The 11,441-nt window shown below is 72.6% G+C and carries 11 protein-coding genes and 1 pseudogene; 5 read left to right on the plus strand and 7 right to left on the minus strand.

All coding sequences use genetic code 11. From position 1 onward, the window contains the following. The first annotated feature begins 79 nt into the window (after positions 1 to 79). Positions 80 to 823: a GntR family transcriptional regulator gene (locus KCH48_RS30980; protein ID WP_210578458.1), complete on the plus strand. Its 744-nt coding sequence runs from the start codon at positions 80 to 82 to the stop codon at positions 821 to 823. Here the strand turns inward: KCH48_RS30980 and KCH48_RS30985 are convergent. Both KCH48_RS30985 and KCH48_RS30990 read right to left on the minus strand, forming a co-directional pair. Further along, a complete protein-coding gene (locus KCH48_RS30985; protein ID WP_210578460.1) occupies positions 793 to 1,776 on the minus strand; it encodes a sensor histidine kinase in 984 nt (327 codons plus the stop codon). The two genes, KCH48_RS30980 and KCH48_RS30985, sit on opposite strands and share 31 nt — an antisense overlap. After that, positions 1,773 to 2,420 (minus strand): STAS domain-containing protein, encoded by a 648-nt coding sequence (locus tag KCH48_RS30990; protein ID WP_210578462.1) that lies wholly within the window; start codon positions 2,418 to 2,420, stop codon positions 1,773 to 1,775. The genes KCH48_RS30985 and KCH48_RS30990 overlap by 4 nt, the downstream gene beginning before the upstream one ends. Between KCH48_RS30990 and KCH48_RS30995 the strand changes: the two genes are divergently transcribed. After that, positions 2,421 to 4,127: a hypothetical protein gene (locus KCH48_RS30995; protein ID WP_210578464.1), complete on the plus strand. Its 1,707-nt coding sequence runs from the start codon at positions 2,421 to 2,423 to the stop codon at positions 4,125 to 4,127. Positions 4,128 to 4,176: 49 nt separating this feature from the next. On the opposite strand, the gene KCH48_RS31000 is transcribed toward KCH48_RS30995, so the two are convergent. The 5 genes from KCH48_RS31000 to KCH48_RS31020 all read right to left on the minus strand — a co-directional run bounded on the left by KCH48_RS31000 (position 4,177) and on the right by KCH48_RS31020 (position 8,071). After that, entirely contained in the window at positions 4,177 to 4,920 is a 744-nt protein-coding gene (locus KCH48_RS31000) for a class I SAM-dependent methyltransferase (protein ID WP_210578466.1), read from the minus strand. A 90-nt stretch (positions 4,921 to 5,010) separates the two neighbouring features. Continuing rightward, entirely contained in the window at positions 5,011 to 5,592 is a 582-nt protein-coding gene (locus KCH48_RS31005; RefSeq protein ID WP_210578468.1) for a hypothetical protein, read from the minus strand. A gap of 156 nt (positions 5,593 to 5,748) precedes the next feature. After that, entirely contained in the window at positions 5,749 to 6,993 is a 1,245-nt protein-coding gene (locus KCH48_RS31010; RefSeq protein WP_210578471.1) for an RNA polymerase sigma factor, read from the minus strand. Then, positions 6,990 to 7,331 carry a YciI family protein gene (locus tag KCH48_RS31015; RefSeq protein ID WP_210578473.1) on the minus strand — a complete coding sequence of 114 codons (342 nt, stop codon included), beginning with the start codon at positions 7,329 to 7,331 and terminating at the stop codon, positions 6,990 to 6,992. The genes KCH48_RS31010 and KCH48_RS31015 overlap by 4 nt, the downstream gene beginning before the upstream one ends. Next, a complete protein-coding gene (locus KCH48_RS31020; RefSeq protein ID WP_210578475.1) occupies positions 7,328 to 8,071 on the minus strand; it encodes a nuclear transport factor 2 family protein in 744 nt (247 codons plus the stop codon). Before KCH48_RS31020 ends, KCH48_RS31015 begins: the two co-directional genes overlap by 4 nt. A gap of 118 nt (positions 8,072 to 8,189) precedes the next feature. Between KCH48_RS31020 and KCH48_RS31025 the strand changes: the two genes are divergently transcribed. From KCH48_RS31025 to KCH48_RS42500, 3 genes and pseudogenes are all read left to right on the plus strand, one after another. Continuing rightward, a complete protein-coding gene (locus KCH48_RS31025; protein WP_210578478.1) occupies positions 8,190 to 9,017 on the plus strand; it encodes a class I SAM-dependent methyltransferase in 828 nt (275 codons plus the stop codon). A gap of 297 nt (positions 9,018 to 9,314) precedes the next feature. Next, complete coding sequence (gene rho, locus KCH48_RS31030; protein WP_210578480.1) at positions 9,315 to 10,457, plus strand: transcription termination factor Rho; 1,143 nt, start codon at positions 9,315 to 9,317, stop codon at positions 10,455 to 10,457. A 193-nt stretch (positions 10,458 to 10,650) separates the two neighbouring features. Next, positions 10,651 to 11,430: pseudogene (locus KCH48_RS42500) on the plus strand (D-alanyl-D-alanine carboxypeptidase family protein); the annotation flags it as partial. Positions 11,431 to 11,441 lie beyond the last annotated feature (11 nt).

Here is an 11,441-nt window from a genome sequence, read left to right on the forward strand (position 1 = left end):
GCTGGTTTAGACCAATGCTAGATGTGGTGGCGCAACGAGCCCGCACGGCTACGGTATGTCACCACACAGGAGGCGCGGCATGGCCCGCACCACCCACCATGACCATCCACTCACCGAAGGACAGCCCCTCTACTGGCGCATCGCGACGGAGTTGCTCGGCGAGCTGCGCGACGGCACCATCCCGCCCGGCGAACGGCTCCCCGGGGAGCGGCAGTTGGCCGGTCACTTCGGCGTCAGCAGGGAGACCGTACGGCAGGCGCTGGAGGTGCTCCGCCGGGGCGGCCTGGTCGCCACCGACCGCCGGGGCAGCCATGCGGCGCTGCCCGGCCCGCCGGTCGGGAGGCCGCCCTCGCTCGCCTTCCCGGTCGGCGCCCGGACCACCGATCCGGCCGCCGTCGGCCGGGCCACCGTCACCTGGGAGGCTCCCCCGCCGGAACACGCCACGGCCCTGGGGCTCGCCCCGCACCGGCCGACGCTCGTCCACCGCTACGAGTCCGCCACCGCCGACGGCCACGGACGTCGTACGGCCGTGACGTCGTTCTCCGCCGTGGCCCTCACCGAGGTGGAGGAACTGGGGCGCTACCGCGACCGGGCCGACGGCGCCGCCGCGGCCCAGCTGAGGCGGGTCTACGACTGGATGCGCCAGGCGGGACTCACCCTGCACCACCGGGACTCCATCACCCGCCTCCCCGACACACCCTCGGTCCGGGTCACGCGGCAGGTGTGCGACCAGTACGCCCGGCCACTGGAGATCACCGACCTCGTCGTGGACGCCCACCAGGACGCCCTCGTCTACGAGTTCACGCTGCCCGCGGCGGGCTGAACCGCCCCGGAGCGCCGGAAGTACAGCCGGAGCACGGAGCCCGCCGGGTCCAGGTCCTCGGCGACCAGGTCGCTCAACTGCCGTATCAGCCACAGACCGTGGCCGCTTGCGGCGCGCGCGTCGGGCGGCAGGTGGCCGGGGAACCCGGGGCGGGGCACCGACGCGTGAGCGCCGGCGTCGCGGATCTCGCAGACGAGGTGCTCAGGGTCGCTGCGCAGCCGGACCACGCCCTGCCCACCGCCGTAGCGCACCGCGTTGACCACGGCCTCGTGCACCGCCGCCACCATGTCGTACGTCCGTTGCGCGGACATGCCGTGGCGGCGGGCGTACCCGGCGAGGGCACGGCGGACGGCCGCCGAACGGCCCCGGCAGAAGCGGATGTCGTCCGGTCCGGCGGGCAACGGGTCCGGGCTGCGCTCTGCGGTGACCTGCGCGGAGAAGTCCGCCGGGTCCGCGTAGTCGCCGCTGGGCTCGGAGGAACGGGCGCCCAGGGCGAGTTCGGGATGGGTCCGTCGTGCCGTGGCCAGGACGCTCGCCGTGAGGGTGCGGGTGTCGTACGGGCACAGGAGCCAGTGGTCGGATGCGGCGAAGGCGACGTTCACGAGGGACTCGTAGCGCATCCATTCCCGCGTCTCGAACTCGGTACGGCCCGTCCAGACGGGTTCGCCGACGACCCGGACGCGCCGGCCCGTGTCCTGTCGGCGGCAGTAGGCGTGGTAGCGGCCCAGGGTGCGGGAGGGGTAGTCGTACCAGTCACGGGAGTCGGCGAACTCGACGTCCCTGGCCTTACTGCCGAGTTCCTCGGTCAGCAGGGCGATGTGATGCCCGCTCAGTACAGCCAGGACGACGTCTCCGGCGTCGAGGCCGTCGCGGAGGAAGTCGGCGGTGCCGGTGAAAAATTCCTGGTCGGAGCCGTAGCACAGCGCCTGGTGCACGAAGCCCGTGCGAGTCATGGCGGCTCTCCTTGGGGTTCGATGCGCAGGCCGGGGACGCGGTCCCAGCCGGCCACCCGCATCACCCGGCGGATGTGCGGGGCGACGCCGGACAGTTCGAGGGTGCCGCCGGCCGCGGACAGGTCGAGGGCGCAGAACACCAGCAGGCGCAGGGCACCCACGTCGATGAAGTGCACGCCGCCGAGGTCGAGCCGGGCGCGGGCGCCGTGCGCGGTGCGGGCCAGGGCGCGGGTCCGTTCGGCGTGCAGGGCTCGGGCGACGGCGGTGACGTTCGAGTCGTCGATCTCACCGACGAGGGCGAGGCCAGGGGGAACGAAGGTGCGGGTGATGGACAGGAGGTCGTCGTGCCACACCTCGTCGGCGCCGACCCGGCCGTGGTGCAGTCCGGCGATCGGGGCGAGTTCGGCCTCGTCGAAGACCCGGCGGTCGTACTGGCAGATGCCGAGCACCGGCAGCGAGGCGAACACGGGGTCCAGCAGCAACTCGCTGTCGTGCAGCGTCTTGAGCCCCTGGCCGACCTGGGCGCGCAGGATCTCGGTGCCCACGCGCAAGGCGAGGAAGCCGTCGCCGACGGCGCGGCGTGCCTCGCGGCGGATCACCTCGTCGAGGTCCCACAGGCCCTCGGGCCGGACACCTGCGAGCATGTGCTGGACGAGTGCGCCCGTGTCGTGCAGGAACTCCTCGCACGTGTCGCGCAGTTGCGGGTGCTGGCCACCAGCCGGCAGCCGCTGAGCGTGCCGGGAGAGCGACTGCTCACGGTGGCTCCGCTGCCGCTGGGTGAACACGACGACGCGGTGGCGCTGTTCACGGCGCGCGCGGCGGCGGCCGTGTCCTCATTCGCGCTCACCGAGGCCAACCGGCCGCACGTGGCCGCGATCTGTGCCCGCCTGGACGGGATTCCGCTGGCCCTGGAGATCGCCGCCGTACGCCTGCGCGGATTCCCGCTCGACCGGCTCCTGGAGGGTCTCGACTCCCGCTTCGACCTGCTGGTCTCCCCCGCGCGGCCGCGCCTGGCCCGGCACCAGACGCTGCGCACGGCCATCGGCTGGAGCCACGAGCTGTGCACGCCGCTGGAACGGCTACTGTGGGCGCGGCTGTCGGTGTTCGCGGGCGGCTGGGACGTCGAGGCCGCCGAATTCGTGTGCCACGGCGGCCCGCTGGACGCCGAGGAGATCCTCGCACTGCTGGCCTCGCTCACCGAGAAGTCCATCCTGACCCGGGAGGGCGACGGGGCGGCGGTGCGCTACCGCATGCTGGACACGGTCCGTTCGTTCGGCGCCGAGTGGCTCGCGGAACTCGGTGAGGAGGAGTCGCTTCGGCGGCGCCACCGGGACTACTACCGCTGGATCGCCCGCCAGGGCGAGGCGGAGTGGCTCGGCCCCGGTCAGCGGATGTGGGCCGAGCGGCTGAGCACCGAGCACGGGAACGTGCGGCTGGCGATGGAGGAGTGCCTGGCCGCACCCGAACCCGAGACGGCGCTCGAACTGGCGGGCACCCTCTGGTACTTCTGGTTCGCCTGCGGTTTCACCGAGGAGGGACGCGCCTACCTGGAGCGGGCGCTGAGCCGCACTCCCGCCGACGGCGGACCCGAGCACACCCTCGCGGTCTGGGCGCACCGGCTGGTCACCGTCGTCCCGGACGATCTGGAGGCCGCCGAGTCGGTGAGCGCCGCCTATGTGTGGCTCGCGGAGGAACGCCGACTGCCCGTGCCCGCCCTGCCGTTGACCGGCGCGAGCCTGGCCGTGCGGGGCGAGTCGGCTCGCTCCGCGGTGCTGTACGGGAGCGCCGGGCGGGCGCCCGCGGGTGACGGCGGCGCCGAGTTCTTCCAGCTGCTGACGCTGGCCCTGCAGGCGTATCTCCTGGCCGGACAGGCCGCGTTCGAGCGGTGTGCGACGGTCGGCGAGCGGCTGCGCCAGGACTGCGCCAAGCGGGGCGAACTGTGGATGCGGGCCTGGGGCGACTTCTTCGTCTCGCTGGCCGGAATCGGTCTCGGCCATGCGGACGAGGCGGTGGGCTCCGCCCGCGAGGCACTGGCCGCCAAGTGGCGCGTGCACGACCGGCTCGGCGCCGCAGCGGTGGCAGACCTCCTGGTCGCCGCTCAGGCCTCCCGCGGCGAGGACGAACTCGCCGCCCACCTCCTCGGCATCAGCCGACGCCTCTGGCACACCGCCGGTCTGCCGCAGCTGGGCAGCCCCGACACCACCGTCTTCCACCGCGAGTACGAGCGCCGCCTGCGCGCGACCCTCGGCGACGCCCGCTTCACCGACGCGGTGCGCGCGGGCCAGGAGCTGGAGCCGGGCGCCGCGCTGAGGCTGGCGCTGGGGGGCGCGAGCGAGGGGCCGGAGGTGTGACGCGCGGCGGGGGCGAGAGATCGTAGGCGGATTGGAAAATCCAACCGACTCAGATCGCCCGGCGGTGCGCCACGACCATCCGCACGCGCGGGCTGCCGTCCGACCGCTCCCCGAACTCCGGCAGCGCGTGCAGATCGACGTCGAATCCCGCATCCCCCAGCTCCCGCCGTACGTCCCCGAGCCGGAAGGCGCGGTAGTACATGACGAACGGCGGCCGCCACACGGCGTTGCGCACCCGCATCGCTGCGTCGAAACCCAGCAGCATCCAGTAGGCGGGGGAAGTGGGACGCGGCGGCGCGACCACCGGGAAGACGAAGCGGCCGCCAGGCCGCAGCACGGAGTGAACCTGGGCGAACAGTCCGGGCAGCTCACTGGGGAGGAAGTGCCCGAACGCCCCGAAGCTCACGACAAGATCGAAGGCGGGGGCGAAGGGCAGGGCGCGAGCGTCCGCCCGCACCCAGTCGACCCGCGGCCCCTCCGCCCGCGGCCCCTCCCCCCGCGTCCGCTCCCGCGCCACGGCGAGCATCCCGGCGCTGAAGTCGACCCCGGTGGCGCTCTCCCGGCACACCCGCGCCAGCACGTCGACGCCCGCTCCGGTACCGCAGCACAGGTCGAGCCCGGCGTCGAACGGACCGATCCGGTTCAGCGCAACCGCGACCGCGTCGAGCACCGAATCCGGGGTCCGGAAGGGGGTGTGATCGAATTTCGGGGCGAGCAGGTCGTATCCGCGCTCGACGGACGACAGCGCCTGGATGGCGAGTTCGCGGAGACTGGGGCCTTCGGGGCTGAACATTCGCGTCAGCTTAGGCGAACGGGCCGGCGGCCACATGGCACACGAGTGCGCGACGCCCCCGGCCACACGGTCGAGCCCGACGGACCCGCCTCAGCCCGTCCTGCCGCCCCGCCGGGTGTCGACGCGCTCCCACTCGGCATCCCATTGCGCCATCCTCCGCCGGTCGAGCACCGCCCGCACCCCATAGGAACCGCCGATCACGACCGCGCCCGCAACCGCCCCGGCCAGGACGCCCGCCAGCGCCGACTGGAGTCTTGCCTCACCGGGCGACACGGGTTCGGCCGCCAGGGCTCCGGCCTGGTCGGTCCAGACGGTGACCCGGGACCCGGCGGGGGTGTCGGGCCGTACCTTGGTCAGGCCCGTGCGGCTCTGACCGTCCGGCGCGGTCCAGCGGGCGTCGGCCCACACCAGATCACCGTCGGTCTCGGTCACGGTCGGCCTGTCCCCCGCGTCCGCGACGAGGACGGCCGTGACCTGCTGCCGCTCCACCCGCTGCCGGTCCAGGTCGTCCCGCACGGCGGACTGGGTCACCAGCCCCACCGGCACCGCGCAGACGACCGCCAGGATCCACGCGCCGAGCACGAGCCAGGCCTCGACCACATCGATACGCCGCCGGAGCGGATTGCGCCGCCACCGCCACATCCGCACCGTCGGACGCCGTGTCCTCACCATCGGTCGACACCCCCTTGCCAGCGCCGACATCCCACTCACAGTGTCCTCCTGGACGGCGCTCCCGTCGCCGCGAGGATTCAGAGATGCCGAGCGTGATGCTTCTCGGCCGGCAGGCGACCGGCATCAGCCTCCCAGGCGCACTCCGACGAACCGCCCCTACGCGGATCGACACTCCGCGAGCCGCTTTTCGAGGAACCGCCGCTCGGCGTCGTTCACGACCAGTTCCAGCGCCTGTTCGTACGCCGCTGCCGCCTCGGCCGTACGACCGCTGCGGCGCAGCAGATCCGCACGGGTGGCGGGCAGCAGGTGGTAGCCGGACAGCTCGCCCTCGGTCTCCAGCTCCGCCACCAGCGCCAGGCCCGCGTCCGGGCCCTGCGCCATACCGACGGCGACCGCGCGGTTGAGCCGGACGACGGCGGAGGGCACGAACCGGGTCAGCTCCCCGTACAGCGCGGCGATGTCGGCCCAGTCGGTCTCCTCGGCCGTGGCCGCGGTGGTGTGGCAGGCGGCGATGGCGGCCTGGATCTGGTAGGGGCCGGGGTTGCCTCGGCGCAGGGCGGTCTCCAGCAGGCCGGTGCCCTCGTCGATCTCGGCGCGGTCCCACTCCGTGCGGTCCTGGTCCTCCAGCGTCACCAGTTCGCCCGCCGTGTTCACGCGGGTCGCCCGGCGGGCGTCGTGCAGGAGCAGCAGCGCCAGCAGGCCGAGCACCTCGGGCTCGTCGGGCATGAGCCGGGCGAGCAGACGGGTGAGGCGGAGGGCCTCGGTGGTGAGGTTCGTGCGCATCAGATCGGCGCCGGACGAGGCGGCGTACCCCTCGTTGAAGAGGAGGTAGAGCACGCCGAGCACGCCCGTGGTGCGTTCGGGGAGGAGGTGCGCGGGCGGTACGCGGTAGGGGATGCCGGCGTTGCGGATCTTCCGTTTGGCGCGCACCAGGCGCTGCGCCATCGTCGCCTCGGGGACGAGGAAGGCGCGGGCGATCTCGGGCGTGGTCAGCCCGGCGAGGGTGCGCAGGGTCAGGGCGACCCGGGCCTCGATGGGGAGGGCGGGGTGGCAGCAGGTGAAGATCAGCCGGAGCCGGTCGTCCTCGACGCCGCTCTCGTCGTACTCGTCGTGTCCATCCCGTGTCAGCACGGCCGCCTCCCGCAGCTTCGCCGCCCCCACTGCCTCCCGGCGCAGGACGTCCAGGGCCCGGTTGCGCGCGGTCGTCGTCAGCCAGGCGCCGGGGCGGCGCGGCACTCCGTCGCGCCGCCACCGGTCGAGGGCCTGGGCGAAAGCGTCCTGCGCGCACTCCTCGGCGAGGTCCCAGTCGCCGGTCACCCGGATGAGGGTGGCGACGACCTGACCCCATTCCTCGCGGAAGGCGGCGGCGACCGCCTCCTCGACGCCGTCCGTGGAGTTCACTCCCAGACCGGCCGTACCTCGACCGAGCCGCCGCCCAGTGCCGCCGGATGCCGGGAGGCGAGCGCGATGGCCTCGTCGAGATCGGCGACCTCGATGATGTCGAAGCCGGCGACGTACTCCTTCGACTCCACGAACGGCCCGTCGGTGAGCAGGACTTCGTCGCCCTGCACGCGGACGGTCGTCGCGTCGGAAGAGGGACGCAGACGGGCGCCGCCCTTCACGATGTCGCGGCTGCGCACCAGGTCGATGTACTCGGTGAAGCGGGAGTCGTCGGAGATCTCCTCGGGGCTGAGTTCCTCGCCGTCGACAGGGGTGCAGATGAAGAGCACGTACTTCATGACCGGGCCTCCTCGATTCCGGCGTCGAACGGGGCAGAGGTGTGCTGGTGGACGATGAGCCACCGGTCGGCCGGTAGCCGGTAGCCGGTGGTCACCCGCACGGTGCTGTCCAGCGGCTCCCCCGTGGTCAGGGTGGCCCGCATCCGCACGAGCGCGTGACTAAACGCGACGCTCTCATCCACGCGGACCCGGAACTCCAGCACCTCGCGCTCCACGGGCCCGGTCACGGTCGACAGCCACCACTCCTGGGCCTTGCGGAAGGCGTCGATCCCCCACTGCTCCAGACCGGCCATGGGGTGGAACGCCTCGATGTCCGGGGCGTAGCAGGCGAGCATCCGCGCGATGTCCCGTGCGCGGACCGCTTCGGTCAGTTCCGCGTCGAGCCGGCGGATCGACTTCTCCGCGTCCTCCGCATCCGACATCGGCCAGAAGGGACGCACCTCCATGGCACCGATGGTGGCCACGGGGTGCCTGGACGCCGCCTCGATCGCCTCCTCCAGGCTGTCGCACTCGAGGATGTCGTATCCGGCGACGTACTCCTTCGTCTCCGCGAACGGCCCGTCGGTGCGCAGCACTTCGCCGCCACGCACCCGCACGGTGACGGCCTCGGCGGGCAGGGCGAGGCGGTGGCCGTGGAGGCGGGTACCTCGGTCGCCGAGTTCCTCCACCCAGGGTTCCACGGGGGCCATGCCGGAGGCGTCGGCGGTGTCGTCGCCGCAGACGAGCAACATGTATTTCATGGGTTCCTCCCGGTGCTCATGAGCTTCCTACACCCCACCGACGAACGGGCCACGGCGGAATCGACACACGTCTGTCGTTTTTCACGCGAAGAAGCCGGGGCACCGGTTGGATGGCCCCATGACCACCGACGAGTACACACGGCTGATGCGGGCCAACCAGGCCAACTGGGACGCCCGTACCCCCGTCCACCTCGCCAGCCGGTTCTACGGCCTCGACCAGGACCTCGATCCCGACCGCTGGTTCGCCGAGTTCGAGTGGGAGGACCTCGGCGAGCTGTCGGGCCGCGACGTCCTCCACCTCCAGTGCCACCTCGGCACCGAGACACTCGCCTTCGCGCGGCGCGGCGCACGAGCCGTCGGCCTCGACTTCTCGGACGCGTCGGTGGCGGCGGCGAACGGCATCGCGGAGAAGGCGGGCGTCGACGTCACCTACGTACAGGCGAATGTGTACGACGCCGTATCCGCCCTGGAGGGACGGCAGTTCGACGTCGTCTACACCGGCAAGGGCGCGCTGTGCTACCTGCCGGATCTGGCTCGCTGGGCGGATGTCGTCGCCCAACTCCTGCGGCCCGGCGGCCTGTTGTACGTGGTCGAGTTCCACCCGCTGCTCAACTCCCTGGGGCCCAAGCCCGCTCCGGGCGAGGGTCCCGAGCTGCTGCTGCGCCATGACTATCTGGGCGGGGGCGGCCCCGTGCACCGGGACGCGACGCACACCTACACGGACGGTCCGGCCGTCGAAGGCGCCACGGACAGTTATGAGTGGATGCACGGAATGGACGAGGTCCTCAACGCGTTGACCGGTGCGGGACTGGCCGTCCGGCGGCTGCGGGAGAGCGACGAGCTGCCCTGGCAGCGCTGGCCGCGGATGGTGCGTACGCCGTCCGGCTGGTGGCGGCTGCCCGAGCCGCGTATCCCGCTGCTGTACGGCCTGCTGGCCGCCCGCTGAGTCTCATCTCACAGACGCGGCAGCGCACCGGGTGGTACGCTGCCGTCAGTACTCGTGTTCGCCGTGTGATCGGCGCCGGTGCCAGTTCTTCTCTCCAGTTCGCCGAACAGCCCACCCTTTCCAGGGTCGGAGCAACGGCTTCCTGACGCCACCTCGCAGCAGCGTTCGTCTGCCGTACCTGAGGTGATGTGTTCCCTGCCGCCCCGAGGCGCGTCGTACGCCCTCCGGCTCGCGGCTTCTCTCCCCCTTCCTTCCGCATGTCTCATGCACCTTCCGTCCTTGAAAGGACCAACCTCCATGACCACCACACTCGAAAACCCTCCCCTTCAGCAGGAACTCCCGGCCCGGGCCGCCACCGGCGTCCTCGACATCGACGCGGGCGGAAAGGGCCACCTGCGCGCCGCGAGCTGCCTGCCCTCCCCGTCCGACCTTCAGGTCCCCGCCGCGCTGATCCGCCGGCACGGCCTGCGCAAGGGCGACCTCGTGGACGGCGTACGCGGCACACAGCGTGCGCTGACCGAGGTCGTACGGATCAATGGCCGCCCCGCCGAGGAGCTGCGCGGCCGCCGTCACTTCCGTGACCTCACGCCGCTGCATCCGCGTGAGCGGCTCCGCCTCGAACACCGGGCGGCCGGACTGACCGGGCGCGTCGCCGACCTGATCGCACCGGTCGGCAAGGGCCAGCGCGGGCTCATCGTGGCGCCGCCCAAGACCGGCAAGACCGTCCTCCTCCAGCAGATCGCGGCCGCCGTCGCCGGCAACCACCCCGAGTGCCGGCTGATGGTCGTGCTGATCGACGAGCGGCCGGAGGAGGTCACCGACATGCGGCGCTCCGTGGACGGCGACGTGTACGCCTCCACGTTCGACCAGGGGCCCAAGCAGCACATCGCGCTCGCCGAGCTGGTGATCGAGCGGGCCAAGCGGCTCGTCGAGGCCGGCGAGGACGTCGTCATCCTCTTCGACTCCCTCACCCGGCTGTGCCGGGCGCACAACAACGCGGCCGCCGCCGGTGGCCGCACCCTCAGCGGCGGCGTCGACGCGAGCGCGCTGACCGGGCCGAAGCGGTTCTTCGGCGCCGCCCGGATGGCCGAGGAGGGCGGTTCGCTCACGATCCTCGCCACGGCGCTGGTGGAAACCGGCTCGCGTGCCGACGACTTCTTCTTCGAGGAGCTGAAGAGCACCGGCAACATGGAGCTCCGGCTCAGCCGCGAGCTCGCCGCGCGCCGCGTGTTCCCGGCCGTCGAGATCAACCCCTCCGGCACCCGCCGCGAGGAACTCCTGCTACCCCAGGCAGAGTTGACGGCCGTACGCGGGCTGCGGCGGGTCCTGCAGAGCCGCGACGGACAGGCCGGCCTGGAGACGCTCCTGGAGAGGATGCGCGACACGCCGGACAACGCGACCTTCCTGCGCCGGATCCAGCCGACGTTGCCCGCCTCCTGATCCCCGCGTGTGCGGCATCCGGGTGCCAACAGGCGGCGCTCGGCCCGGTCAGCGCAGCTCAGCGCGGTGACGTTCCTAGGTTTCCGGTATGACTATCGGATTTAGGTCCCGTGCCGTCGTGTCGACCTGCGTGCTCTGTACGGCGGGCCTGCTGGCCCTCGCCCCCGCCGGCACCGCCGCCCACCCCGCCGGCATGGACCCGGACGCGCCCGGACCCCGACCGGCCACACCGCAGCCCGCCCTGCTGTACCGCTCCGGCACACAGGTCCGTCCGCACCCCCGCACCCCCGAACTCCCGGAGGTCTCCGCGCTGTCCTGGGTGGTCGCCGACGCACGCACCGGCGAGGTGCTCGCCGCGCACGACGCGCACCGGAAACTGCCGCCCGCCAGCACGCTCAAGACCCTGTTCGCACTCACCGTGCTGCCCGTGCTGCCCGGCCGCGTCCGCCACCGGGTCGACGCGGAGGACCTGTCGTACCTCGGCCCCGGAAGCAGCCTGGTCGGGGTCGCCGAGGGCCGCACCTACCGGGTCGCCGACCTGTGGAACGGCGTCTTCCTGAACTCCGGCAACGACGCCGTGCACGTCCTGGCCCGGCTCAGCGGCGGCTGGCACGCCACCGCCCACCGGATGCAGGCCAAGGCCCGCGCCCTGGGCGCCCGGGACACGCGCGTCCTGTCGCCGGACGGCTACGACGCCCCGGGCCAGGTGTCGTCGGCGTACGACCTGGCGGTGTTCGGCCGTGCGGGCCTGGGCCACCGGGACTTCGCCCGGTACTGCGCCACGGCCGTGGCCGCGTTCCCGGGTGGAGGCGGCTGGTCGTACGACATCCACAACACCAACCGGCTGCTGACCGGCGCCGACGGCGTGGACCCCTACCCCGGTCTGATCGGCATCAAGAACGGCTACACCAGCAACGCCGGCTACACCCTCGTCGCCGCCGCCCGCCGCGGCGAGCGGACCCTCGTCGTCACGGTGATGAACCC

The organism is Streptomyces sp. GESEQ-4 (assembly GCF_017948455.1).
In the GTDB taxonomy this organism is placed as follows: Bacteria; Actinomycetota; Actinomycetes; order Streptomycetales; family Streptomycetaceae; genus Streptomyces.